28 protein-coding genes and 1 tRNA gene are annotated in these 25354 nt (G+C 45.8%); 15 read left to right on the top strand and 14 right to left on the bottom strand.

All coding sequences use genetic code 11. From position 1 onward, the window contains the following. Positions 1 to 177: 177 nt before the first annotated feature. Both QT992_RS14190 and QT992_RS14185 read right to left on the bottom strand, forming a co-directional pair. Positions 178 to 510 carry a DUF5615 family PIN-like protein gene (locus QT992_RS14190; RefSeq protein ID WP_333338987.1) on the bottom strand — a complete coding sequence of 111 codons (333 nt, stop codon included), beginning with the start codon at positions 508 to 510 and terminating at the stop codon, positions 178 to 180. Further along, positions 485 to 817 carry a DUF433 domain-containing protein gene (locus tag QT992_RS14185; RefSeq protein ID WP_333054723.1) on the bottom strand — a complete coding sequence of 111 codons (333 nt, stop codon included), beginning with the start codon at positions 815 to 817 and terminating at the stop codon, positions 485 to 487. Before QT992_RS14185 ends, QT992_RS14190 begins: the two co-directional genes overlap by 26 nt. A gap of 99 nt (positions 818 to 916) precedes the next feature. On the opposite strand from QT992_RS14185, the gene QT992_RS14180 reads away from it, so the two are divergent. Continuing rightward, positions 917 to 1090: a hypothetical protein gene (locus QT992_RS14180; protein WP_333338984.1), complete on the top strand. Its 174-nt coding sequence runs from the start codon at positions 917 to 919 to the stop codon at positions 1088 to 1090. Here the strand turns inward: QT992_RS14180 and QT992_RS14175 are convergent. Next, positions 1087 to 1218: a type II toxin-antitoxin system HicB family antitoxin gene (locus tag QT992_RS14175; protein WP_445305347.1), complete on the bottom strand. Its 132-nt coding sequence runs from the start codon at positions 1216 to 1218 to the stop codon at positions 1087 to 1089. The genes QT992_RS14180 and QT992_RS14175 overlap by 4 nt on opposite strands. 200 nt (positions 1219 to 1418) lie before the next feature. On the opposite strand from QT992_RS14175, the gene QT992_RS14170 reads away from it, so the two are divergent. Both QT992_RS14170 and QT992_RS14165 read left to right on the top strand, forming a co-directional pair. Continuing rightward, entirely contained in the window at positions 1419 to 1802 is a 384-nt protein-coding gene (locus QT992_RS14170) for a DUF4339 domain-containing protein (RefSeq protein ID WP_333319021.1), read from the top strand. A gap of 111 nt (positions 1803 to 1913) precedes the next feature. Beyond that, on the top strand, positions 1914 to 2180 hold the full coding sequence (locus tag QT992_RS14165) for a hypothetical protein (protein ID WP_333138405.1): 267 nt from the start codon (positions 1914 to 1916) through the stop codon (positions 2178 to 2180). Positions 2181 to 2292: 112 nt separating this feature from the next. On the opposite strand, the gene QT992_RS14160 is transcribed toward QT992_RS14165, so the two are convergent. Then, positions 2293 to 2365 (bottom strand) — tRNA-Phe (locus tag QT992_RS14160). Positions 2366 to 2498: 133 nt separating this feature from the next. Here QT992_RS14160 and QT992_RS14155 point away from each other — a divergent pair. Further along, the gene (locus tag QT992_RS14155; protein ID WP_333338981.1) at positions 2499 to 5219 is read left to right on the top strand and encodes a glycosyltransferase family 39 protein; all 2721 of its coding nucleotides are present in this window, start codon (positions 2499 to 2501) and stop codon (positions 5217 to 5219) included. Between the two features lie 91 nt (positions 5220 to 5310). After that, a complete protein-coding gene (locus QT992_RS14150; RefSeq protein WP_333338978.1) occupies positions 5311 to 6228 on the top strand; it encodes a cobalamin-binding protein in 918 nt (305 codons plus the stop codon). A 138-nt stretch (positions 6229 to 6366) separates the two neighbouring features. On the opposite strand, the gene QT992_RS14145 is transcribed toward QT992_RS14150, so the two are convergent. The 6 genes from QT992_RS14145 to QT992_RS14120 all read right to left on the bottom strand — a co-directional run bounded on the left by QT992_RS14145 (position 6367) and on the right by QT992_RS14120 (position 11068). Continuing rightward, complete coding sequence (locus QT992_RS14145) at positions 6367 to 7017, bottom strand: fasciclin domain-containing protein (RefSeq protein ID WP_333319025.1); 651 nt, start codon at positions 7015 to 7017, stop codon at positions 6367 to 6369. A 165-nt stretch (positions 7018 to 7182) separates the two neighbouring features. Then, positions 7183 to 7965 (bottom strand): MBL fold metallo-hydrolase, encoded by a 783-nt coding sequence (locus QT992_RS14140; RefSeq protein ID WP_333319027.1) that lies wholly within the window; start codon positions 7963 to 7965, stop codon positions 7183 to 7185. Positions 7966 to 8667: 702 nt separating this feature from the next. Further along, positions 8668 to 9255 (bottom strand): aminodeoxychorismate/anthranilate synthase component II, encoded by a 588-nt coding sequence (locus QT992_RS14135; RefSeq protein ID WP_333103343.1) that lies wholly within the window; start codon positions 9253 to 9255, stop codon positions 8668 to 8670. A gap of 177 nt (positions 9256 to 9432) precedes the next feature. After that, positions 9433 to 9945, bottom strand: coding sequence for a diacylglycerol kinase family protein (locus QT992_RS14130; protein WP_333319029.1), 513 nt, complete (start codon positions 9943 to 9945; stop codon positions 9433 to 9435). Positions 9946 to 10106: 161 nt separating this feature from the next. After that, on the bottom strand, positions 10107 to 10643 hold the full coding sequence (ybeY, locus tag QT992_RS14125; RefSeq protein WP_333319031.1) for an rRNA maturation RNase YbeY: 537 nt from the start codon (positions 10641 to 10643) through the stop codon (positions 10107 to 10109). Between the two features lie 206 nt (positions 10644 to 10849). After that, positions 10850 to 11068 (bottom strand): DUF3285 domain-containing protein, encoded by a 219-nt coding sequence (locus tag QT992_RS14120; RefSeq protein WP_333300442.1) that lies wholly within the window; start codon positions 11066 to 11068, stop codon positions 10850 to 10852. Positions 11069 to 11502: 434 nt separating this feature from the next. Between QT992_RS14120 and QT992_RS14115 the strand changes: the two genes are divergently transcribed. Further along, positions 11503 to 12321: a hypothetical protein gene (locus tag QT992_RS14115; protein ID WP_333138388.1), complete on the top strand. Its 819-nt coding sequence runs from the start codon at positions 11503 to 11505 to the stop codon at positions 12319 to 12321. 99 nt (positions 12322 to 12420) lie between these two features. Beyond that, the gene (locus QT992_RS14110; protein ID WP_333319033.1) at positions 12421 to 13356 is read left to right on the top strand and encodes a DUF1350 family protein; all 936 of its coding nucleotides are present in this window, start codon (positions 12421 to 12423) and stop codon (positions 13354 to 13356) included. Here the strand turns inward: QT992_RS14110 and QT992_RS14105 are convergent. The 4 genes from QT992_RS14105 to QT992_RS14090 all read right to left on the bottom strand — a co-directional run bounded on the left by QT992_RS14105 (position 13353) and on the right by QT992_RS14090 (position 17070). After that, positions 13353 to 14165 carry a DUF4058 family protein gene (locus QT992_RS14105; RefSeq protein ID WP_333319035.1) on the bottom strand — a complete coding sequence of 271 codons (813 nt, stop codon included), beginning with the start codon at positions 14163 to 14165 and terminating at the stop codon, positions 13353 to 13355. The two genes, QT992_RS14110 and QT992_RS14105, sit on opposite strands and share 4 nt — an antisense overlap. A 32-nt stretch (positions 14166 to 14197) precedes the next feature. Continuing rightward, positions 14198 to 14989 (bottom strand): DUF4058 family protein, encoded by a 792-nt coding sequence (locus QT992_RS14100; RefSeq protein WP_333106636.1) that lies wholly within the window; start codon positions 14987 to 14989, stop codon positions 14198 to 14200. A 109-nt stretch (positions 14990 to 15098) separates the two neighbouring features. Beyond that, positions 15099 to 16928, bottom strand: a complete 1830-nt coding sequence (gene thrS / locus QT992_RS14095) for a threonine--tRNA ligase (RefSeq protein ID WP_333319037.1) — start codon at positions 16926 to 16928, stop codon at positions 15099 to 15101. After that, positions 16921 to 17070 carry a hypothetical protein gene (locus tag QT992_RS14090; RefSeq protein ID WP_333319039.1) on the bottom strand — a complete coding sequence of 50 codons (150 nt, stop codon included), beginning with the start codon at positions 17068 to 17070 and terminating at the stop codon, positions 16921 to 16923. The genes thrS and QT992_RS14090 overlap by 8 nt, the downstream gene beginning before the upstream one ends. A 123-nt stretch (positions 17071 to 17193) precedes the next feature. Between QT992_RS14090 and QT992_RS14085 the strand changes: the two genes are divergently transcribed. The 8 genes from QT992_RS14085 (at position 17194) to QT992_RS14050 (ending at position 25334) form a co-directional block, all read left to right on the top strand. After that, a complete protein-coding gene (locus QT992_RS14085; protein ID WP_333319040.1) occupies positions 17194 to 17385 on the top strand; it encodes a hypothetical protein in 192 nt (63 codons plus the stop codon). Positions 17386 to 17478: 93 nt separating this feature from the next. Further along, a complete protein-coding gene (locus QT992_RS14080; RefSeq protein ID WP_333319042.1) occupies positions 17479 to 17808 on the top strand; it encodes a DUF2605 domain-containing protein in 330 nt (109 codons plus the stop codon). 608 nt (positions 17809 to 18416) lie between these two features. After that, entirely contained in the window at positions 18417 to 18728 is a 312-nt protein-coding gene (locus QT992_RS14075) for a DUF2973 domain-containing protein (RefSeq protein ID WP_333106625.1), read from the top strand. A gap of 486 nt (positions 18729 to 19214) precedes the next feature. Further along, positions 19215 to 20411, top strand: coding sequence for a transposase (locus tag QT992_RS14070; protein WP_333319044.1), 1197 nt, complete (start codon positions 19215 to 19217; stop codon positions 20409 to 20411). A 129-nt stretch (positions 20412 to 20540) separates the two neighbouring features. Continuing rightward, a complete protein-coding gene (locus tag QT992_RS14065; RefSeq protein ID WP_333319046.1) occupies positions 20541 to 22532 on the top strand; it encodes a DICT sensory domain-containing protein in 1992 nt (663 codons plus the stop codon). A gap of 423 nt (positions 22533 to 22955) precedes the next feature. After that, positions 22956 to 23456 (top strand): peptidoglycan-binding protein, encoded by a 501-nt coding sequence (locus tag QT992_RS14060; RefSeq protein WP_333319047.1) that lies wholly within the window; start codon positions 22956 to 22958, stop codon positions 23454 to 23456. Between the two features lie 428 nt (positions 23457 to 23884). Further along, complete coding sequence (locus tag QT992_RS14055; RefSeq protein ID WP_333106609.1) at positions 23885 to 24310, top strand: photosystem I reaction center subunit II PsaD; 426 nt, start codon at positions 23885 to 23887, stop codon at positions 24308 to 24310. Between the two features lie 163 nt (positions 24311 to 24473). After that, the gene (locus QT992_RS14050; RefSeq protein WP_333317878.1) at positions 24474 to 25334 is read left to right on the top strand and encodes a GNAT family N-acetyltransferase; all 861 of its coding nucleotides are present in this window, start codon (positions 24474 to 24476) and stop codon (positions 25332 to 25334) included. Positions 25335 to 25354 lie beyond the last annotated feature (20 nt).

Below are 25354 nucleotides of genomic sequence, written 5' to 3'. Positions count from 1 at the left end.
CGACTCAAATTTGCGATTTGTCAAATTTTCTGAAGATTAGGCCGCGTTCTGCATAAAACTAGCGCCTTCTTCCAGATAGATAAGTGACGGTTGGTTTTTGAGTGCGACGGGCTGTCGTGAGTGCGATCGGGTGATCGACCTTTATTAATTTTTCTCAAAAAAGGGCGATCGACCTTTTCAAATAAACTCTATATGGTTCTGCATATCCGACGGTTCAAGTACCTCCCAAATCAGAATCAAACCGCGCACAATTTCACCAAGTAAACGGCTGTTTTGGTGACAGTAAACAATACCGCAATGCTCTAAACCCCGCTGATGAATTGCCAAAAAATCATCATCTTGGGTAAAGATTGCTCGTTCTTGAGAAATGGCAAAAGCTAACTGTTCTTCATCGGTAGCACCTAAAAGTCGGGCTTCTGGTGTAGTCGTGACATCAATACCGCGCCTTCTTAAAGCTTCTGCGATCGCCCGTTCGACTTGTTCATCACAATGAAATCGGATCTTTTCCAAGATTCTGCCCTCTCAATTTCTGCTGTACCTTGGAAGGAGTTTTTGCTTGCAATTCCCGCACAAAAGCATCGCTATCTCGAATTTGTTGTCGAATTTCCTCAAGATGGTCGTGGTAATAAGTCAAGGCTGCGTATACATCTGCTAAAGTAATTGTAGGATACCGCGACACAATTTCATCAGGAGACATTCCCATCTTTTCGTGCCAAATTACAACATCTTGAACCCTAATCCGATGTCCGGCAATGCGCGGTTTACCGCCACAAACACCCGGAGTAATTTCAATATGTTCCGCAATCACTGCTGTCATATAATTTCCTCAAAATTCAAGTTAGCATTTATATTAGTTTATCCCAAACCGTGCCTACTTGACAACTAAGCCGATCGCCCTTTTAGAATAAGTCAAAAAGTGCGATCGCCCTTTTGGAATTTGTCAACAAGTGCGATCGCCCTTTCTTGCTTTTTCTCAACCAAAGGCGATCGCCCTTTTGGAATAAGTCAACAAGTGCGATCGCTCTTTTGGGTTGGAAAAGTCGATATCTCTTTTGTTCTGAGTCAAAAAGGGCGATCGACTTTTCTTTAAGCTGCCACGATTGCCGGACTCGGAGGCACTAAATCTTCTTCTTGGCAATACTCAAGGTAGCTGGAGATCGCTTCTTTAGCATTGGCGATCGCTTCTTCATAAGTTTTCCCATAAGTACAGGGCTGCATTGCAATTGTTGCAAACTCTGGCAGTGTTACCAAATACAGTCCATCCTCTTGTGACCATTGAATTAATAAACTCTAGCGGTAATTCATTCCTCTGATTCCTCTGCTGAAGAATTGTTTCTAACTCTTGAATTGCTTTTTTTAACAAGTTCTCCAAATACAATGGTGTATCCTCAACACAAGAAGAGATTTTAGGATCTGCTGTGGCGCTAGTTTGGGTGGCGGTGTGGCATTTCTGGGGGTGGCCGGGGGAAGTAGAAATTGCTAGAGGTAAGCCGGAGGCTAAGAAAAAGCGATCGCCCAATTCTAATTCAGCCTCTCCTAATCCGGTAGAACAAGAACTAAATCAGCTCAAAGCGACAACTGGAATGAATCGGATGAAGCCTGTGAGACGATCGACCCAGCCAACTCCTGAAGTTGCTCAATGGTATGTGTTTCGCAGCGGTGAAGCCAAAGGGCCCTATACCAAATTGCAATTATGGGAGGTTCAGGAAATCACAGCCCGAACCAAAGTGCGGCGCGGGGAAGCCGAGTGGCAGCGCGGCGGTGAAATTCCAGAATTAGCGTCGTACCTCACTCAAAAATAAGACAGTACACGTCACCGCACGTCGATCGGCGCTTAAGACGATCGCACTCCCCAGAAAGTAACGCTATTCTTAGAAAAGGGATTTGTGTCAGCGAGACTCCCGGAGATTTTTATGAATATTACTTTGAGTCCTGAGCAGGTGAAATTGATCGAAGCGCAATTAGCACTGGGGCAGTTTAGCTCGCCGGAAGAGGTGATTACAAAAGCCCTCCAGACTTTGACTCAAACACGCCAGCATTATTGGGAGTGGGTGGAGGAGGTGCGCTCTTCGGTGGAGGAAGCGGAGGCGGAACTATCGCGGGGTGAGGGAATCCCCTTAGAGACTGCCATCGAGCAATTACAGGAAAAGTTTCGCAAGGCACGAGAGGTTCAGGGATGAGCCGATGCTTTGTCTCTCCAACTGCAAGCCGAGACTTGAATGCCATTGGTGATTATTTTGTTGGCTCAAGTTTATATAAAAAAAAGCCCTCAACTTTGTGAGGGCTTTGCGATGCCAGGAACGAGACTTGAACTCGTGACACGTGGATTTTCAGTCCACTGCTCTACCAACTGAGCTATCCCGGCTTGTTTTTTCGCGCTTTACTATCTTAGCAGACACATACAGAATTTAGCAAGCACTTTTCTCAATTAATTTTTCGATCGCCCGGAACCGCCCCCCTGTAAGCTAAAAGCTGCAACCTAAAATCCAAGAATCGCAATGGCACAGCAACATCGGGACAGCGAGGGCAAGAGTCTGCTTGTCTTAGGCATAATTTGGCTGCTGGGGGCAATTAGCGATCGCCTCTGGTTTGCCCTCGATCGATCTGTCCCGGCGTGGGATCAAGCAGATTACCTGACTAGCACCCTGAAATACTTGCAGGCGTTGCAGCATCCTCAGTGGTTTTCCGGGGAGTGGTGGACAAACTTCTGGCTACTTTCGACGAAAATTCCGCCCTTGGCATACATCTTAACCGTTCCGTTTCTTCAGGTTTTCGGTACTGGGGGCGATCGGGCAACCCTCGTTCATTTATTATTTAGTGCAATTCTCCTCGCATCAGTCTACAGTCTGGGCGTCCAACTATTTAACCGGCAAGTCGGTTTGTGGGCCGCTGCTATTTGCGTTTTGTTACCGGGACTTTATCGGTTCCGCTTGCAATTTTTGCTCGACTATCCCCTCACTGCGGCGATTACTTTTTGTTTCTATTGTCTGACAATGTGGAAGCAGGAATCAGGAAGGCACGACACTGATTTTGACACGGATACACGGATGAATTATGGAGGAGAAGGAGAAATAAGGAAGAAGGAAGGAGGAAGGCACGACACGGATTTTGGCGCGGATACACGGATGAATTATGGAGAAGAAGGAGAATTTTTTTCTCTTTCTCGATCGTCTTGGTTTTGGGCGATCGCCTTTGGAATTTCTCTCGGTTTATCAATATTAGTTAAACACACTACCGTATTATTTCTATTTACCCCGATTGTGTGGCTGGCTGTTGGTGCTGTGCGGCAAAAAGCTTGGGGAAGATTAGCTCAATTAACAGGTAGTTTGTTGCTGTCGGTGGCGGTGTTTGGGCCCTGGGCGAAAACCAATTGGCTGTTAATTTTGACCGGGGGAAAACGGGCAACGGTGGATTCTGCGATCGCCGAAGGAGATCCGGCCCTCAATACGATCGACGCTTGGATTTACTACGGTCAACACTTACCCGAACACATTTCTTGGCCTCTGTTACTCGTTCCCTTAGTCGGATTGATACTTTATTGGCGTCGCCGGCAAGATAGTTCGTCAATCTTTTATCTCAAATCTTGTCGCTGGCTGGCTGTTTTCTGGGGAGGAGCTTATTTAATTAATTCTCTAAATATCAACAAAGACGACCGATATGTGATACCTTATTTGCCAGTTTTATCTATTTTCTTAGCCTACTGTTTAACGTTGTGGCCTTCTCGGTGGGGACGACAAATTCGCTGGGGTACAATTGGCTTGGCAATTCTGGCGATGCTGTTCCATCTGTGGCCGCTGGGAGGGGCTTTTGGACATAGCTTAGTCCAAATTATCAGTCCCGGCAATTCTAACTATCCTTACTTGGGGAAAGAGTGGCCGCATCGAGAGGTAATTGCAGAAATTATTGATAGGGAACCTTATTTACAATCTACTTTAGGCGTGTTGCCTTCGACGCCGGAAATTAACCAGCATAATTTGAATTATTACGGTGCTTTGGCGAATTTTCAGGTTTACGGGCGGCAGGTGGGAACGAATTTAAAAGACGTGCCGCAAGATGTGCGATCGCTCTCTTGGTTCGTAACTAAAACTGGCCCGCAAGGTTCGATTCGCGAACGGATTAAAAAAGCGCAAAATGCAGCCGTAACCGCGATTGAAAAAGGTGAGAAATTTCAGTTAGAAAAAACTTGGATTTTGCCAGATTATACTAATTTAAATCTTTATCGCAAGCGAGTGCAGCCTGTCGAAATACAGCCGTTGAATGAAGCGCGATCGCAAGTACAATTAGATCGAGTTACTGTCGGGGGAAAAGCAGTTCCCGGAGTGGCGCTATCGGTAACATATACTTGGTCTGGGCCTTGGCAGCAGTTGCAGTCTGGTTTAGTGTTGGTAACGTGGCAAAATCAGCAGTCTGGCGATATTCCACCGGGACAGACTTTCAGGATTTTACACGATCGCGCGATCGCCCAGGCGACTTTGCATCCGGGGATTCTGGAAGCCGATAAATTTGCTGTGGGGTTTCGAGTTGTCGATCGCACGGCGATGCTTCCTCCTGCTAATATTGCACCGGGAACTTACAATCTGCAAGCTACTTATCTAAATCGGAAAACTGGGGAAACTTATCCGATTAATGTGCCGGCAGTTAGTGTTAAGATCGAGGCAGAGCCTCTGGATATGCGTTCCAAGGCAGAGCCTGGGAACGAGGAGAAAGCACCTGGAAACGAGAATAATAAAGATAAGCCTGAGTTAGATTTAGTGACTCAATTGCGGGTGATGGCGGTTAATTTACCCAAAGGATTGCCTGGTTTAGAACCTGTCTTCGAGCAGATTGGGCGCATCAATCAGTACGATCCAATTCAAGATTATACCGTGCAAGCGGAACAAGCGTTAGAATATCGGTTGAAACAGGAACCCAATAATCTAGAATTGGCTTATGCTTTGGCATTTTCTAGAGTATTGCAGCAGAATGTCCAAAGTGCGATCGCAGCCTTAGAAAAAGTCACCCAACTCGACTCAAAAAACCCTTACGCTTACGCCTATCTAGCTTTCGTACACCTGTACGGCTGGCATCCCAAAGCCGCTCAAACAGCCTTAAAACCTGCTCTCGCTCTCAATTCCAATCTACCGGAAATTAGAGTTTTAAACGGTGTAGCGGAACTAATGCAAGGTAATCTCATTCAAGCATGGCAAGAGTTGCAATACTTAAAAAAACTAAAAATTTAACAATCCCTTTTATTGTTGTGGCACGGGCGTCCCGCCTGTGCTTCGCCTGTGCTTCGCCTGTGCTTCCGAATCGGTAAAAAACAGAAAACCAATGAACCAACCAAGAATAGTCTCTCTAATTCCCAGTGCCACCGAAATTGTAGCACTTTTAGGATTAACCGATGCAATTGTGGGCCGTTCCCACGAATGCGATTATCCCCCAGAAATCCAAAATTTACCTGTTTGCACTCAGCCTAAATTCAATCCCGAAGGAACTAGCAGCGAAATTCACAACCGCGTGACCGAATTGTTGCAAAATGCGCTGAGTGTCTATAAAGTAGAAATAGATACTTTGGAAAAATTGCAGCCGACTCACATTATTACTCAAGCTCAATGTGAAGTCTGCGCTTGTTCTCTAACAGAGGTTGAACAAGCGGTAAGCACTCTGGTAAATAGCAAGCCGGAAATTATTTCTTTGCAGCCGAATCTGCTAGCAGAAATCTGGACGGATATTCAGCGAGTTGCTGATGCTTTGGGCGTAAATGGCAAAAGTGCGATCGACCTTTTGCAATCCCGCATCGATGCTATTATCTTAAAAACCAAAACATTAACCGTTAAACCTAAAGTAGCTTGCATCGAGTGGATTGAGCCTTTGATGGCTGCGGGTAACTGGATTCCCGAATTAGTGGCAATGGCGGGAGGCAATTCGCTATTTGGAATTGTCGGCGAACATTCCCCTTGGTTAAAATGGGAATCGCTAGTAGAAGCTAATCCCGATGTAATTATTTTCATGCCTTGCGGCTTTGATTTAAGCCGAACTCGCAGCGAAGCAATGCAGATAACTAAATACGCAGAATGGCCTAAGTTGCAAGCAGTAAAAACCGGGAAAGTTTACATAACTGACGGCAATTCTTACTTTAATCGGCCCGGGCCGAGATTGGTTGATTCGTTAGAAATTTTAGCAGAAATTCTCCATCCCGAAATCTTCGATTTTGGCCATCAAGGTAAGGGTTGGCAGCCATTTTTGTAAGTACCCGCAGCTAGCTAAAGCTTTATCTATATTAATTCTGAATTGCGGGCCATACAAATAAGGACACAACATTGTTGTGTCCTTATTTCGCTTTCATTTAACCGAATCTGACATCAATTGATGCAAAAACCGCTAGTCTTACTTCGCATCAGGGGGCATCAAAACCTTGTCAATTACGTGAATAACGCCGTTGCTAGCTTTGATATCAGCTTTCACAACATTAGCGCCGCTGACAGTAACTTTGCCTGCGTTAACTCCCACCTTCAGCGAACTGCCTTCGACACTTTTAACATCGCCGGATTTCAGGCTAGTAGATAAAACCGAACCAGGAACAACGTGGTAAGTTAAAATCTTAGTAAGTTTGGCTTTGTTTGCCGGTTTGAGCAAATCCTCCACAGTTCCTTTTGGCAAAGCAGCAAATGCCGCGTCTGTCGGTGCAAAAACAGTGAAAGGGCCTTTTCCTTGTAAAGTTGTAACCAAACCTGCAGATCCCAAAGCCTTCGTCAGTGTCTTGAATTGAGCGTCGCCAGATGCAATAGCAACAATATCCTTAGTAGCGGAAGTTGGTGCCGGTGAAGCGCCAGTTGGTGCCTGTGAAACGCCAGTTGGTGCCTGTGAAGCAGCGGTTTTCACATTTCCTGCAACTTGTTGAGTTTGAGTTGCATTAGCAACATTGGTGTTGGAGGTGATGTGAGCCCAAGCCGGGAAACCAATCAACGCGCTAGCGCCGATTATTCCTGCGAAACCTGTGAGTTGTTTCATCCAGCTAGGTAAATTTTGATTTTTCATTTCGCTTGCATTTCCTTATGAGATCAAACAGTGAACATGAATTGTTATGTTAGCCAAATCTCGACAAAAAGCAAGGTTGCCAGAGGCTAAGGTAGAGAGAAAATTCTCTTCGATCCCCGATCGACCAAAACTTCCTTAATATAACGCAACCTAAGAAATCTGGCATCAACCGCTAAATCTGTAACTCAAAACCTCAATCACCGAACCAGTTTGAGGTAAGTCAGCAGATTTGATCGAAATCGTGTCATTATTCAATCGGCGCACCGGCGTACCATCCATCAGCGCCAAGAATTCATCTAGCGGCACCAAATCGCACGCAGCAGCATCGGCGGCTTGGGTTTTGAAATGTGTCGGAATCACCATCTTTGGTTTGAGAAGTTGCAAAGTTTGCTTCGCTTCCGCCGGAGTGTAAGCTTTCGGCCCGCCGCCCACGGGAATCAGCACTACATCGGGCCGCCCGATCAAGATTTGTTCTTCAATGCCGATCGGGCCAGCAACTCCGCCCAAGTGTAAAATCTTAACGCCCGCTTGCTGCCACAGCCAAGCCACATTGACCCCAAATCGCCGTCCTCCCTCACGGTCTTTTTGGGTACGAATCCCTTGAATCCGCAGCCCGTTAGACCTGTAAGACCCCGGTTCGTACAAAAGGCCGGGATTGCCCGCAAATCCGTCGATCGCCCCTTCATCGAGCAACCGACTGCTAATCAGAATCAAATCTGTTGGCACTTTAGGAGGGCGATAGCCTGCGGTACAGCCCAGGGGGCGAAAAGGATTCACCAGCACCCTCGCACCGCCACCGGTGAACAAGAAGCAAGTGTGGCCCAACCACTGAATCGACAAGGAATTAGTAGTTTGAGCTTGATAGCTTTCCCATCCAGATGGCAAACCAGTGGAGAAAGCTGCTAGCAAACCCGTCTGTGCGTAACGTATTAATTGTCGCCGTTTCATCAAAAACACTCGGTAAGTGGGAAACTCAGGGTATGAAAGACCTGAGAGGGAAAGGACACGGCGATTTCAATCGCCTTGAATCTTTCTGTATCCATTACCGCCTTGGAGTTGCTGGACAGGAGTGTACTTTTGTAATGCACTTTCGGCAGGACAGTTACTGCCTCAAACCTTGCAACTCTGTACGCATAATGTTTGCTCTTATGGAGCCTCCCTTTCGGGGTAATGTTCGCTTCGACCTGGTTATAAAGGCTTGTTAGACCTGCAACACTGTTTCAGTGACTTTAAAACTGTTTAATTGCAGATGACAGAGCGGAAAACTAGCGTCGCATTCTCCGGTGTCATGACCTAAATAACGTCTCCTCTGTAAAGAGGGGTCTGGTCAGAACAGCTTGCAATTTCTTACAAGCTCAGTGGCGTTGATTCCCTGAGTTCCTGACCTTGTGGTTGCGGTTATCGGGTGTTGGTCGTTTGTTGTTATACCACAAAACACCGTCAGTCGATTTTAGATTTTAGATTTTAGATTTTAGATTTACTTGCAGCATTGAATCTGGAATCTCGAACAGGAGTGTAAAATTTGGGGTTCACCACGACAGGAGTGGGGGGCTTGTATCCTTTTTGGGGCGGTTCAGGTGCGAAAATGTGTACCCTACTCTCACGGTAAGGTGCTATAAGAGCGAACCCTACAAATTCAGAGAAATTCAACTAAAGTCTTTCTAAGAAATTTCGCAATAATTGCTTCCCCGAAGTCGTCAAAATACTTTCCGGGTGAAACTGCACACCTTCAATGTGCGGATATTCCCGGTGTCGCACGCCCATAATCGTTCCGTCTTCAACCCAAGCCGTAATTTCCAAAACTTCTGGACAACTCTGCTTTTCAATTACCAAACTGTGATAGCGAGTTGCAATCATCGGCGATTCCACGCCCTTAAAAACTCCGGTTCCTGCGTGTTCTACCTGAGAAGTTTTGCCGTGCATCAACACGGGTGCAGAAACAATTTTGCCACCGAATACTTGACCGATACTTTGATGTCCGAGGCACACGCCTAAAATTGGTAGAGTCGGCCCCAACTCTTTGATTAATTCCAGAGAAATTCCCGCATCTTCCGGCCGCCCCGGGCCTGGAGAAATCACCACTGCAGCAGGCTGCAATTGCCTAATTTCTGCTAAGGAAATTTGGTCGTTGCGGTAGACTTGCACTTCGCGGGCTACCGGCAACTGGGCACCGAGTTCTCCTAGATACTGTACCAAATTGTATGTAAAACTGTCGTAGTTATCGATTACTATAATCACGGGTTAAGTTGGATTTTAGGTTTGAGATTTTAGATTTTAGGTTAACTCGCTCCCTGAAAGCAAGGGTTTTAAGATTTTAGATAGATGCCCCAGATAAAAATAGTTGCAATATAGACGAATAAAACTAAAAACCTCCCATTGGTCATCTAAAACCTAAAATTTGCTGAGGCCAATAAGTTACTGACGGGCGATCGCAATTTGAACGACTGCCCACAAAGGAGGAAGCAGAAGTGCAGCACCGACGATCGTAGCAGCCATTGCCGATACCAGAACCGCTCCGGCCCCGCAGTCTTTGGCAATTTTGGCTAGTTCGTGGTAAGATTGCCCGACTGTCAAGTCTACCACCGATTCGATCGCCGTATTCAACAGTTCCATTGCTAAAACTATGCCAATGGTGACGCCGATCACAGATATTTCTACAGGTTTCAGTTGTAAAAATAGGCCGAGTCCGATCGCCAAAGTGCCAATAACAGTGTGAATCCGAAAATTGCGCTGAGTTTCAAAAGCATAACTCAGACCCCCCCAAGCGTATCTAAAACTCGTAGCTAAGCTAGATGCGATTTTCCAGGACAGATCTCGGTTGTATTTCAAGGCTTTTTTAGACTCGTGGACTGTCTGGCTAGAAGAGTCTTGAGGCATGGGCAGAAACTGTGCGATTTGTGATGAAATTGAGGGTCTATCTAGTGTCATAAAGAACCAACTTTAATTTACAGAGATGAATGAAAGCTAAACTTTTCAAATTAACTACATCAAGTCTAGGTAACTTTTCTAAGTTTTTACTAAAGTTTTGGTTTAATTTCAGAAAGTTATGTTGGGCTTGACATGATTTGTTAAGTAACCATCAACTTAAGTTATGCTGTTTGGATCGTAAGACCGATCGCCCGCAGCAAAGTTTCTTGTCGATCGAGCATTTGAGTCAGACTTTCTTCATCCGGGTGATCCCAGCCCAAAAGATGCAGAAAACCGTGGGCTGCCAGCCAAGCTAGTTCGGTTTTCAGGGGATGTCCTTGCTGCTGGGCTTGTCGGTTAGCTGTATCGATCGAGATGACGATATCACCCAAGTATAGGGGTTCAGATGACTGCATTTCCTCTAGCTGAGGACAGTCTACCTCTAAAGCTGCGAAAGCTAGTACATCGGTCGGTCGATCTTGCTGGCGGTACTGGAGGTTGAGGGCTTGCATCTCCCTATCGGCGGTTAAACGCAGACTGACTTCGTAGCCCGGGGCAACTGGCACATCCGCCGCCTGGTTTTCCAGCCAAACGCTAAACCAATTTTCCCAGGTTTCGGCCCAAATCTCCCCGCTGGCTGCACTCTCAGCGAGGTTGGAAGCGTCGGCTGACTGCTGGGCTAGCCCGTAACAGTCCTCGACGTTCACCTCAATTAACATCTTTTTGCTCTCCTGTCAAGGGATATATTCAATTTTTTTACAAATTCCAATTGCGCGATCGAACGGCAGGGGATTTTGCTGTTGCTGGAAAGATACAGTAATCTTTTAGAGATTGCAACAGGCAGGCAGAACAATCAGCTTAACTCCCGATTAAGAAAGATGAAAAACATCAGCAGAAATTAGAGGCTGATTGTTTGAATCCGCGATTAAGAATTGAAATATCGATCGAGAAAAGCCAAACCGACGAGTACGCCTAAAAGTCCGATCGCTGTCAAGGCAAAATGAAACAGAGAAGTCGCCCGCTTGCGAACCATGTTCCGCATCGCCAGCTTGACATAACTCGGTGGAGGTGCATTGTTTGTCGGTGCAGCCGGGGTTTCGGCGGACTCTTCTGAGGCGGGAATTGCTGAGGGAGGTTGACTCATAACGGTTAGTTTAAAAGGTTAAGAGAGGGACTGTTGAGGACAGGCTCGTCCCGATGTTAACAAATATGTAACGTTTTGTGTAGGATTTTTTAGCTTTTCGATCGCCCCGGGCCCATTAAAGGGGGATTATACCAACAGATGAATGTGCGATCGCCCTGATTATCAATTCGATATTTTCTTTTCATCTTCAGATACACAGGGATAAATTAAATTCCCGATCCGTGTTCCTGTGCGCTTTAACAAAAATTTTTAGATTGTCAAGTCGCACAATCAAGCGACACTCACTTGAGTTAACTCAAATGAGTGTCACCAGAAAAAGCGACTGTTAACCAACCGCGACGGGCAGTTATTCATAGATATAGCCACGGAAAAACAGAAACAAAATTTTCCGGCTAAATAACCCAAGCTAAAAGTTAAATTACTCGCACAAAAACATGGAAGTTTCCACCTTTGAAATCCTCGCCGCACCGATCGCACCTGTGATGGGCATCCCTCCACAACTCATCCCAGTGGCTCGTCGAATCGTTCAGGGATACTTTCTCACCATCTCCAATCTCGAAGCGATCGACTTGCGATATCGGATTGAGTTTACCATCAGCTTACCCGTGCCGGCAAATCCTAATAAAATCTTGCTCAACAACGCTTTCTTAGTTGTTGACGTGGAAGGCACTAACATCGAGGTACCTCTGACTCAGCAGCCAGGGAAACCGAAGGTATATCGCGCATTTTTCACAATACCCGCTCACAAAACTGCATCTGTTCAATTGTTGCCCATTCTGCCAAAAACTCTGACTCCAGGTTTGTTGGAAGTGCGCGGCTATGTCTCGCTATTTGTGCCAGCGCGCTCCATCTTTCCAAAGCCTCAACCCCAAAGCAAGAAACCAGTCAAGGTGTTATTGAATCCCGAAATTCGCGGTACTTTCTTGCCAAACGATTTCCCATCCGAAAATCCAACTTTACCCGACTTCGATCAAATTAATTACACATTAGCGATCGCCAGTGGAAAAGGCTTGAACGAGATTACGCCTGAACCAGGTAAACCAATTATCATCGATTTACCAATTGTTGGCCCAATTTTGGAAGAGTTACGCAACGGTAATTTGGACTTGGCTACTTTGGAAGCAGACAATTCAGAAAAAGCTCAAATGCTCGTGCAACTGCTGGCCCAACTCGATGCCAATGATGTCAATTTGAAAGAGCTAAATACAGTGATGGATAAATTCGATATTCCTGTCAGAATGTCTCGCGGCTAGAACTGTTAAATGGTAAGTAACTGTAGGGTGGGCAATGCCCACTTTACGTTTACTTACGTTTAATTACCCCCACTTATACACTCACTGAGCTTTATTCAAATGTCGAACTCATTTAAATTTCAGCCTGTTTCTTTTAGTTGGGTTGCTGTTCATCCGCAGCCCAAAGGTGTTGTTCAATTTATTGGTGGAACTTTTTTTGGTAGTTTGCCAACTTTGTTTTATCGATATTTTTTACAGCAGTTGTTTGAAGAAGGTTATACCGTAGTTGCTTTGCCATTTAGATTTACTTTTCGTCACTGGCCGATCGCTATTGGGTTATTAAAAGAACAGGAGATACTGAGAACCGAACTGACCGAGATTGCTCAAAGATTAGGCTATGAAAGCGAAATTTATCAAGAACCATCGAGTTATTTTTGGGTGGGTCACAGTCTGGGATGCAAGTACATTGCTCTTTTAGAATTTTTAAGCGACGATCGGTATCCAAATATTGTGGAGAAATTCTGCGATCGCCCTGACTACGAACGGATTCAAAGGTTAATCGAAAATCTGGGCATCGACCGACCTTCAATTAAAGGCCAGCCGTCCTTATTAATTGCTCCTGATATCAGCAATACAGAGAGCGCTATTCCAGTGCGATCGCTAGCACAATTGTTAGACAAATTCCGCTTAGGAGTGCTACCAACCAGAGAACAAACTCAATGCTTTATTGCTAATAGTTCTCTGTTTAATTTGACTGCAATAATTTCTTTCGAGCTAGATGATATTGCTGGTTCTATCAAAGATATCAACAAAAGTCCCGAAGAACAAAAAAACAGCGATGTACTTTGGCTCATACAACAGCTAAGTAATAGAAAATTGCCTTTATTGAGCCAGGAAATAGAAGGCAAACATTTAGAGCCGATTGGCATCAAAATCGGTTATTATATTGTTGACCTCAATCCTTGGGATAAATTCATCAAACCTCTGAAAAGCCGATTTCTTGAATATTGGTCTGTTCATTTTTTGGAGGTTTTGAAAAAGCGGTTAGGCGCTTAAATATCGGTTGTTATTTGCGATCGCCCTTTCAATCCTCTCTCCTCCAACAGAGAATCGGCCCAAACAGCATCAGTTTCGGACAGTGGGGGAACTGGTGCGGCGGTGTAATCTATTCTAAAGTCATAGGCGGCGCGATCGTAAACCCCATTTAATAACCCTTGTAAATCTACAATTGGTTCCGCATCACCCGCGCGCAAAGGCAGGGGAAACTGAGGAATCATATCGGGTAAATTGAAAAGGTACAAATCCGCCAAAGGCCTTTGATTTCCGCGACTCACTAAAATTCGATAACTTGCCTCAATATCGTTACCAAAAACTGGTAGAGGTTGGTAACTTCGCAGCAAGTCAATTTCAACCATATGAGTGCGACTACCAAACACCTTTTCTCGCTTTGCTTCATACATTTCTCGCCCTTTGCCAGTGCGCTTATTGGCTGGTGACAGCACTTCAATCACTGTCACAACTTCCCTAGTTGCTGTATCTCGTACCTCTAAATATGCTTCCCTAAATTCCACAGGTACTGGCAGTCTTACTTTCAAAGCTTTCACAGGCGGTGCGGCAACTGCAACATTAGAAGAAGTAGGGTTGGTTGGACTAGGAGAACGTTGCACAGTGACATCAGGAATCCCCACTAATAGGGAATTGTCCCCGCTAAGCTCATAAACTCTTTTTTCAATATCGACGATATATTTTGGCAGCAACTGCGGCACTAATGATTCAAAAATGCTACTAATTAGCAAGTGATGTACTTGAGGCCAAAAATCAGGATGTTCTAAATAAGGATTCATCCCTGGAAACGGATTAGGCATTAATCTAGCTCCGGTTAATTTACCTACTTCTATTATCCCCTTAACCCTCTGTCCCGCAACAGAGAATCGGCCCAAACAGCATCCGTTTCTGACAGCGGGGGCACTGCATCGGCTGTGTAATCAATTTCAAAATCATAACCTGCGCGATCGTATACTTGATTAATCAGCGCCTGTAAATCCAGAACCGGCTCTACATCTTCGGGACGCAAAGGCAAGGGAAATGCAGGAATTGTATCGGGAAGGTTAAATAAGTATAAATCTGCGATCGGGCGTTGATTGCTGCGGCTGACTAAAACGCGGCAGTCGCTTTTATGGGAATGTCCGAAAACTGGCAAAGGTTCCCCACCACGCAACAAGTCTATTTCGACTAAATGGGTACTGCTATCAAATATTTTATTTCGCTTATTGTCATACTTTTCTCTACCTTCCCCCCGGCGTTTATTTGCAGGCGAAAGCACTTCAAGAACCGTGACAACTTCCTTGGTTGTCATATCGATTACTTCTAAATATCCTTCCCTAAATTCTTCCGACACTGGGATTCTCACTTTTAAAGGCTGCACAGTTCGGGAAGCGACGGCGACAGCATTAGATGCGATCGCACTTGCGGGAAGGCGTTTCTGTTGGATAGAGACATCAGGAATCGCTACTAATAGAGAATTTTCACCTTTGATTTCGTAAATTCGCTTTTCAATAGCGACGCGGTATTTCGGGCGCAATTGCGGAGTTAACGACTCCTTAATCACACTAATCAGTAAATGATGGACTTCTGGCCAAAAATCAGGATGTTCTAAATAAGGATTCATCCCCGGAAATGGATTAGGCATGAGCGTACTTCCCGTTTACCACTACTATTTTAGCAGCTCAATAAAAAAAACGCAGACAATATCAACATATCATCTGCGTTAATCCGCGTGCCTCTGCGATTAAAATGACCTAAAAATTGCCATAACTACTAATAGCCCCCTGCAACCTGCGAATCACTTCATCAACCGAAATCGCCCCCAACTCCCCAGAAGCCCGAGTCCGAATATTCAAACTATTCGCCTCAACTTCCTTCGCACCCACAACACCCATCACCGGAATTTTATCCTTCTCAGCATTGCGAATCAACTTGCCCAAACGCTCGCTATCCTCATCAGCTTCAGCGCGAATATTTAGCGCCTTCATCTTCGCCGCCACTTCCTTCGCAAACGGCAAAAACTCCGCGCTGACAGGCAACAACCGCACCTGAATTGGCGCCAACCACAGCGGAAAATCGCCCGCATACTGCTCGATCAAAATCCCGATCAAACGTTCCAAAGAACCGAAAGGAGCGCGGTGAATCATCACCGGACGCTTGCGAATACCGTCTTCAGCGACGTATTCCAAATCAAAACGTTCTGGCAAATTGTAATCTACCTGAACAGTTCCTAATTGCCATTCTCTATCCAAAACATCTTGGAAAATGAAATCGAGTTTCGGCCCGTAAAAAGCCGCCTCCCCAATTCCCTCAAAATAATTCATTCCCAAAGTTTCCACCGCGCGGCGGATTGCACCTTGAGCCTTTTCCCAAGCTTCATCAGAACCGATGTATTTCTCTAAATTGTTCGGATCGCGGAAACTCAAACGCGCCTTAAAGTTTTTCAGTTGCAGACTCTTGAATACTGACAGAATCAAATCCACCACATTCAAGAATTCAGCATCCAACTGTTCCGGCGTGACAAATAAGTGGGAATCATCCACCGTAAAGCCGCGCACCCGCGTTAAACCGCCCAATTCTCCCGATTGTTCGTAGCGGTAAACTGTGCCGAATTCTGCCAACCGCATCGGCAATTCGCGATAGGAACGCAATTCGCTTTTGTAAATTTGAATGTGAAAAGGGCAATTCATGGGTTTCATCACAAAACCCTGTTCGTTTGCTGCCGCTTCCTCATCCTCCGCCATCAGCGGAAACATATCTTCTTTGTATTTCTGCCAATGTCCAGAAATTTTGAACAAATCGACTCTGGCAATGTGCGGAGTCACTACTTGCAAATAGCCCCGCTTGATTTGTTCTTGTTTCAAGTAATCTTCTAAAATACTTCTCAAAACAGTGCCTTTCGGCGTCCACAAAGGCAAACCCGGCCCAACTGCATCGGCAAAGATAAATAAGCCTAATTCTTTGCCTAATTTGCGGTGATCGCGCCTTAATGCTTCTTCTTTGCGGTGTTTGTATGCTGCTAGCTGTTCGGGAGTTTCCCAAGCAGTACCGTAAATGCGCTGTAACTGAGCTTTGGTTTCGTCGCCGCGCCAGTACGCGCCTGCTAGGCTTTCTAGCTCGATCGCCTTTGGATTCAACTCACTGGTATTATCTAAGTGAGGCCCGGCGCACAAATCCCACCATTCCTCGCCCACATGGTAAAGAGTAATCGGTTCTATCAAACCTTCTAAAATTTCTAATTTGTAAGGTTCGTTAATCTCCTTAATTCTGCGTTCCGCTTCCTCGCGGCTGACTTCTTCCCGAATTACAGGCAATTTACGGTTGATGATTTTGATCATCTCTTTTTTAATGGCTTTTAAATCCTGTTCCGTAAAAGGTTCGGGAGTGTCAAAGTCATAATAGAAACCGTTTTCAATCCAAGGGCCAATGGTCACTTGCGCCTTGGGAAATAACTTCTGCACCGCCATCGCCATAACGTGGGAGGTGGTGTGGCGAATTTTTTTTAGTGATTCCGACTCACTCGTGCGGGGCAACTCAATTTTAACGGACTCTTCTGGAGCGGACATGGATTCTGAGCTAGACATCGGCTGAATTAGCAATTAATTTAGTTGCAGTTGCTTCTATCTTACTCAGATTGGGACAGCAAGCGCCGACTTCAGGTTGGGGGACACCCTGGGAAATTAGGTCATTCTGGGTATGGGGCATGGGGCATTGGGCATTGGGCATAGTTTTTTTCTTTCTTCTTCCTTTCATCCGTTACATCCGTTACATCTCAGATGTTGCACCATTGTCAAGAACGGGCAAGATGCCCGTTCCACAAAGAATGAGTTTTCTTGTGGAACAGGCATCTTGCCTGTTCCTAAAGAAGTAATTGAGAATGGTGCAAGATGTGAGTTACATCCGAAGAAAGCGAATCCCTTGCCGAACTTCCTTCTGCTATGGGCTATTGCTAGCGAGTCTGAGCCGATATTGCACAATTTGGGGATTTCGACTCAAAAATCGCTGCTGACACCATTAAATTTATTCACACCCACCTACTAATTGTTGTGAAACCCTTGAATTTTTATTAAAAATATGTTACAATTTGTAAAGACCGTCTAAGACTATAATAGATAAATAACCCAATTTTGATCCATGCCTAATTCCAACTTGCCCGAGCCAGAATTGCTCAAAGCGTTACTGGAACCGCTCTTAGAGGATTTCAATTACTGGTTCGACCGATCGGCAAAACTCTTAGAAACTGAAGAAATTCCCTTTCTGGGCGACGAAGATCAATCTGACTTGCTGGCGCGAGTCAAACAGGCTCAGCAAGAAGTAGGCGCGGCTAAAGCTCTATTTCAAGCAACCGGAGGTCAAGTTGGGATTGAAACAGCAGCACTGATGCCGTGGCACAGACTGCTCGCCGAATGCTGGCAAGTATCGGCGCGCTTTCGCTCATTGCAGTCAGCTCCCCCTGGAAAATAAGGAAGCGAGTTCAAGTTAAATTTGCAGTCAAATCCCCAATCTTGGGAAATGTGGCGGCCCACTTGACCACCTCAAACAGATTTCCAGTTAATAAGTTATCAGAAAATTGGGTTTAAAAGCCCGTCCTTTTAGGAAGGCTTTATTTCCAAAAAGTTCTAAAAGTTTCCCAAATAGTACCCTATACTACAAAGAGATACAGGTAGAATAACCGCGAGCATCGAATGGATAACCAACCCCAAAATGACCCGCTTGAGAAACAATAATGTCTCGTGGGTGGCGAAAACCACAAAAACATAGCTAGGGTAGCCATCGCGCACCCATACCAGAAAACTCAAAATCTTAGTAGTTAGATGTACGCCAAGGGCATACGGGAACAAAGGGAATGAACCCTTAACGCTTGGGGAGACAAGCCCTCTGGGACTATTCAAATTAGGCTCGAAGCTTCGTTCAATTGGACGGGTTTTTGGTTTAAATATTGCCGAAGGGATGAATAGTTTAAAGGTATGTCAGTGAACCAAGAATCCCCGCGTTTACGGCCGGGAGTGTCAATACTTGCTGAAACACTTTTGTAAATTGCTGTGTGGCTGTTTAGCCCGGAGGAGAAGATAATGTTGCACCTGCTTTATATTTTAGCTTTTACCGTTCTTGCTTTTCTGGCAGTCGGTAACTTAATCCGCAGTCTCGTCACCGTTGGTATGGAGTCCCAGCGCCCTCAACAGTTCAGGGCAAATAATCCCTACGCATCCTATCCTCGCTCTCAATCTGTACCGCATCCAGAACTTTTAGACGAACACGGAAATGTTGTCAATGAACCGCTGTTAGTGATGCGTTCGCTGACTGTCCAAGACGCCCGCGAACAATTAGATGCTCTCTACAAATCATCTCCGGGCGGCAGCGACGAAGGGGGCGAACTAGCCTGATACAACCACAGCCGCAGCATTTATACTCAGGGGCGATGCCTCAAAAAAATATAGGACTTACACGGTAGGTGTCCGAAGCCCGGTTTATTCATAGATGGTGGGTAAAAACCGGGTTTCTTGGGATCAGTCGTCAAAATAATTGGTCGTTAGTTTTTAACTAATGGCTAATTATTTGCGCTTTTTTAAAGTTTAATTACCGATTAACCAGATCGATCGCCAAAAAGCGATAATTATGGCACTGATATCCAATAGAGCGAGGATAGTTTGACACTCAAGTACAGGGAAACTAGGAATCGGGGCGGGCACGGCGGAGCGAATTGGGGCGAACACCGGGATACTCCTGGAGAGCGAAACCGATTTCTTTGTACTTTACTTACCGAGAAAATGGGTTTAAAGCCCTGCCCTTCTAGGGCGGCTTTTTTCTTATCAATCGTGTTGTCCCTTTGTAACAGTATGGTACAATACTGAGACAAGGAGGTACTACAAGTGTTTTCTCTAACCTACGAGTTTAAGCTCAAACCTACCGTCAGCCAAGTTTCACTGTTTGAAGACTGGCTAGAACAGTGTCGGCGGGTGTATAACTACGCACTTGCTGAACGGAAGGCTTGGTATAAGTCTCGTAGTTGCCTGGTTAATGCTTGTTCCCTACATTCCGAGTACATTATTCCTGCTGATGCTAAGCGTCCTACTTATGCTTCTCAGTGCAAAAGTTTAACAGCAGCAAAAGAAAAAATCCCCGCTTTGAGGGTAGTTCAATCGCAAGTTCTACAACAAACACTTAAACGGTTAGAACAAGCTTTTGTTTCAATGTGGGAGAGAAACTTTGGCTTTCCTCGGTACAAGAAGTCTGGTCGCTGTAAATCTTTTGTTTTTCCACAACTGGGGAAATCGCCTTTGAAAAACGGGATGATTAACCTACCTAAAATAGGTTGGGTTAAGTTCCGACAATCAAGGGAGATACCTGGTGATGCCTTGGTGAAACAAGCTCGAATTGTTAAACGATCTAGCGGTTGGTACGTGATGCTTAGTTTGCAATGGGGCGTATCTGTACCTCAAGCAACACCATCAGGAGAAGCAGTAGGAATCGACGTAGGATTAATCAGTTTTCTCGCTACATCATCTGGGCTAACACTACCAAGACCGAGGTTTTTTGTAGACCTTCAACGCAAGCTTAAATTGCTGCAACAAAGAGTCAACAGAAAGAAACTTGGGTCAAATAATTGGCGTAAAGCTCAAACGAAAGTGGCAAAACTCCATGAACATATAAGCAACACCCGCAAGAACTTTCATTGGCGTACTGCTCACTTGCTTTGCAATCAGGCAGGAATGATATTTGTTGAAGACTTAAATTGCAAAGCTCTAGCTGCGGGAATGTTAGCCAAGCACTGCCTAGATGCGGCTTGGGGACAATTCTTCAATATTCTGAAACAGTGTTGTTTTAAGCGTGGAGTCTTTTTCAGGGAAGTTGACTCTAGAAAAACAAGTCAAATTTGCCCTAACTGTGGAGTGGAGACAGGTAAAAAAGATTTGTCAGAACGTATCCACAAATGTAATAGCTGCGGGTATACAACTGATAGAGATGTTGCCGCAGCCCAAGTAGTTCTACGACGAGGACTTGCAGCGGTAGGACATACCGTCAAGATGCTTAATGAGGGCAAAGTCGTTGGACTCCCTACGAGTTAAGAATCTTCGCGCTTATAGGGCGGAGAGTGTCAACAAGTGCTGTAAATCTATCAGATACTGAAGAAGGAGCGCTCTAAAGCTCCTATCGATCCTGTTTTGTCATCGGCAAAAATGCACGTTTAAAGCTAGATGATCGTCCCTATTTCGCTACTGGCAGAACTTCTGCAAGCTTTGCCCCAACTGCGGGCACAAATTTATTTCAAATCTTCCATGACAGCCCTGTCTCACGCTATGGAAGACTTAGTTTTGGCGGGTTCCGACGACGAACCCCTAGTGATTGCCAGCTTTCAGCGAGAGCGCTTCTACCGCCAGGAAGCTCACCGCTACCGGCGAATTGCCTCACGATCCTCTCAGGTATACGTGCTAGCAGCACCGGAAACTGAGTTTAAAAATTCTTCGGAGTGTCACGAAACTGTGGCGTTTGAACCGGAGGACGGATTAAGTAAAGAGTGGCACTTAGTGGTGCTGGGGCAAAACTACTCAACTTGCCTGATTTGTCAAGAAAAAATTGTGCCGATCGACAACCAGGACGATAGCGGGCCGCTGGTGATGGATCAAGCTCGCAGATTTGAAGGAATTTGGACGTTCGATCGCGAGGTAAGCTCCAAAGCGGCCGCATTGTTGCTCGATAGAATAGTCAACTATCGCCCGGAATTGGCCGAAAAGATCGATCGAGCCCGAACTACTTACAAGCTCAAAACACCGAAAAAAACGAGGAAATCCGCCGCTTCCAAAGCCGCCAAACCCGACAAAAGTACGGCAAAAAGCTCAAAAATTCCCAATCCAAAATTGAGCGATGCTTTTACCGAACGCTTAGTCACCTACTTGCAAGCAGGCCAGCACAAACTGCTCAAAGCATACGCCGCCATCGCCGCCCAGGAACGCAAAGAACGCCTGGTAAACTTAATTACAACGGCAATGCGGCAGTCTCTCAACCCACAAGAAATCGTCGAAGTTGCAGTTCAAGAACTCGGCACTGTCCTGTCAGCAAGCCGATGTTTGATTTATCGGTGCAAGGCCACAGATGTGGCGGTCAAAATCGATCGCGAGTTTTTGGCTCCCGGCGCTAGTTCCATGCTGGATCAGACTTGGCTGTTGCAGGAAAATCAAATATGGATCGACGCGGTGGCGCGGCAAGAGCGAGTTTACATCCAAGACACAGCACAACACCCGCTAATTGTCAATAGAAAATTCCTGGAAAAAACTGTAAAAAATGGGCAAATTGTCTCTTGGTTAATGGTGCCAGTGCTTTATCAGGGGCGGGTTTTGGGAATGGTGGAAATGCACCAGTGCCGATCGACTTTGGCTTGGGAAGAAGACGAAATTGCTTTAGTAGAGGCGATCGCCACCCAACTAGGAGCAGCCTTAATTCAAGCAGAAACCTACGCTCATTTAGAAGAACTCAACCAACAATTAGAAGCATTAGACCGCACTCGCAGCAATCTAATTGCCATCACCGGACACGAACTTCGCACTCCACTTTCTACGATTCAAGTTTGTTTGGAAAGTTTGAACTCGGAACCAGATATGCCAGCCGAATTGCGGCAAATTATGTTAGAAACTGCCCTCGGTGATGCCGATCGAATGCGGAAACTCGTGCAGGATTTCTTAACTCTTTCTCACTTAGAAAGCGGGCGAGTTCAATGGAATGTAGAATCGCTGACGCTGCAAGAATGTGTTGATTTAGCCCTCAGCAGCGTGCGATCGCGTTGCGGACTCGATCGACAGTTACCGGAAATTATCGCCGAAGTGTCCGCAGAATTGCCTTTAGTGCAAGCTGACGGAGAGTGGTTGGTGGAGGTTCTCTCCAAACTGCTAGACAACGCTTGCAAATTCACCACACCTCAAGGAAGCGTGACCATAAGAGCCAAATGCAACGGTTCTCGGATGGTGGAAGTGCTCGTAGCCGATACGGGGAGGGGAATAGAGGCGAACAGTTTAAAAGTAGTGTTCGATCGATTTTATCAAGAAGAAGGAGCTTTGCGCCGCAGCGCCGGCGGTACCGGTTTGGGATTGGCAATTTGCAAACAGATTGTTGCCGGCTGGGGCGGTAAAATTTGGGTAGATTCCGCAGGAAAAGATAGAGGGAGTGAATTTCACTTTACTATTCCCACTGTTTAGACTCAAGTGATAATAGTTAACTAATCACTCTTAAAGGTGATGTGGCGGGAGCGGTGTTCAGCTTTAAAATCGAAAGTATTAAAGCTGATTCAGGATGCGCTTGCCGTCTTAAACCCGGTTTGGCGACAGAATACCTAGGGAGGCTGCCGAAAATTAATATCAGTTTAAAAAAAGAATGCAACTGTAGGCAAGCTGCAAACCCCGATAGTCATCAGTCTTGCCCAATCTAAAATCTAAAATCTAAAATCTAAAATGGTATAAGTCTCCTGTCCACAAGCCGTGACATGGTAAAAGTCGAGCGAATCTGTTGAGGCACTGCCGACGCCAGTGTTGATTCCTGAAAAGTTGAGGATGCAAATGTTTCGCCCGGAAAAAGTTTGTTTCCAGAAGAAGACTCAAACCTAGAGGGTAGGAAAATCGATTATGTCACCTACAAGCCAGATGAAATCTACTCAACCTATGGCCAAAAAGCCACAACTACAATTAGGTTCTCAAGGTAAAGCGGTATTGGAACTCGAACAACTGCTAACCAAGTTGCACCTTTACCGGCAGCCTGCTAAAGGAATTTTTAACAAAACCGTTGAATTTTCTGTGAAGCTGTTTCAGTTTCGGGTTTTCTTGTCGCCCGACGGCATTGTCGGGCCGCTCACTTGGCAGGCGCTTTATACTGAAGCTCCAGTTAATATGCCGGTACTCAGATTGGGCAGTTCTGGAAAAGCAGTTGCTACTGTTCAGGAAGTTCTCAAACTTTCCCAGCATTATGGCGGTAAAGTTGACGGCGACTTTTCTACTTTGACGGACAAAGCTGTTCGCGCATTTCAAAAAAGCTTTGGGATTGAGGCTGACGGGATTGTCAATCAAGAAACTTGGACTGCTTTGAGCCAAATTCCGCGCGGCTATGACCCTAATTCGTTCTTGACTTAGGGTTGACGCGGTAAATTGTTCGATCGTGTGTGGGGGGAAATTGGGGAGCATCTCAGTTTTGCATTTACAGTGCGAGCGTCCCCGCTCGCGTATTGTACAATACGCGAGCGGGGACGCTCGCACTACAATAAAAAAAATGCTTTTTACAAAACTGAGATGCTCCCGGAAATTGGGGGAATGTGCGATTATTCTGGTGCCCCACAAGCACCAGAATAATTGCTGTTTTTTTTTGATAAATTTTTCGGAATTCGTGCTGCCTAATTTTGTTTTCTAACTTTGGTGGAAATTACCAATTATGAATTATTAATTACTAATTATCAGTTATCAGAAAAGATCGATCGCCAAAAAACTGTTAACTTTCCTTACAATTTCGAGAACAGCGTGCAGTCTCGATGATACGATGCCGTAAAAATCCTTTGGATATATCTATGGCCGAACAACTTACTGGACAACCCCCAATCTTCGGCGGCAGCACAGGCGGCTTGCTGACCAAGGCGCTAGTTGAAGAGAAGTACGCTATCACTTGGACTAGCCCCAAGGAGCAGGTGTTTGAAATGCCTACGGGTGGCGCTGCGATTATGCGTCAAGGCGACAACTTGCTGCATCTGCCCCGGAAGGAGCAGTGCATCGCTTTGGGCGGCCAGCAACTGCGGGCTAAATTCAAAATCACCAACTACAAAATTTACCGCGTGTTTCCAGACGGTACTACTGAGTACCTGCATCCCAAGGATGGCGTGTTCCCTGAGAAGGTGAACGAAGGTCGTCCCTACAACGGTAAGATTGACCGCAATATTGGCAGCAATCCAAATCCGGCTACGCTCAAGTTCACAGGTAAGAAGACTTTCGATCCTTAGACAATGAGTTCATGGCTGAGCAAAACATAGGTAATATTTCCTGTAAGGCTCAGCTTGTAAACTTGTTTTTGCAGTAGTATTCGGGCGCGGGAGGCTAAGCCCGCAGCGCCAGAATACTACTGCAAACTTCAAATCTTATTAAAAATTAATAATTAAATTAAGAATGAATCTCGTAATCAGGCGATCGACTCATCAGGATATTGATGTTTGCGCCCGCATTAATTATGAAGCTTTTAAATGTATTTCCGATCGCCATCAATTCCCTACAGATTTTCCGACGCTGGAGTTTTCCACTGAAATTATTGGTCTTCTGATCGAAAGTCCGGTATTTTTTGGCATAGTAGCCGAGAACTCCGGTGCGGTTGTCGGCTGCGGGTTTATGGACGAACGCAACCCGATTCGCGGTATCGGGCCCGTCAGTGTCGATCGAACTTTTCAAGGCCGCGGCGCGGGACGCGAAATCATGAAAGCTTTGCTGGAACGCGGACAGGACGCTGTGGGCATCCGTTTGGTTCAGGAATCTTTTAATATGGCGTCGCTGTCGCTGTACGCTTCTTTGGGTTTTGAGGTGAAGGAACCTTTCGTGTTAATGGAAGGGAAGTTTCGCAGCCAGCCTCCGCATGGGTTTGAGGTGCGGCCGCTGGCTAGTGAGGATGTTGGTGAATGTGCCGCTTTGTGCGAAAAACTGTGCGGGTGCGATCGAACTTGGGAGATTGAAGACGCCCTGAATTTGTTTTCTCCTTGGGTTGCTTGCAAAGAAGGTCGGATTGTGGCTTATACTTGTGCGGTGTCGGCTTTGAGCCACAGCGTCGCAGAAACTGAAGCCGATATGCAGGCTTTACTGTTGGGGGCTGCTGCGTCGAACTCCGAAGCACAGGTTTCTTTTCACTTGCCGGTGCGTTACGCAAGTTTGTTTCGCTGGTGCTTGCAAGAGGGGCTGCGCGCCCTCAAGCCGATGGCGGTGATGGCAGTTGGCGAGTATCAGTCGCCGGAGGGATGTTGCTTTCCGTCTTTTGTCTATTGATCCCAAGACGGTTAGGACGC

Origin of the sequence: Microcoleus sp. T3_D1 (assembly GCF_036700405.1) — a bacterium.
In the GTDB taxonomy this organism is placed as follows: Bacteria; Cyanobacteriota; Cyanobacteriia; order Cyanobacteriales; family Microcoleaceae; genus Microcoleus.
Note: the sequence above shows the minus strand (reverse complement) of the source record. Positions and strands in the feature narration are given on the sequence as shown.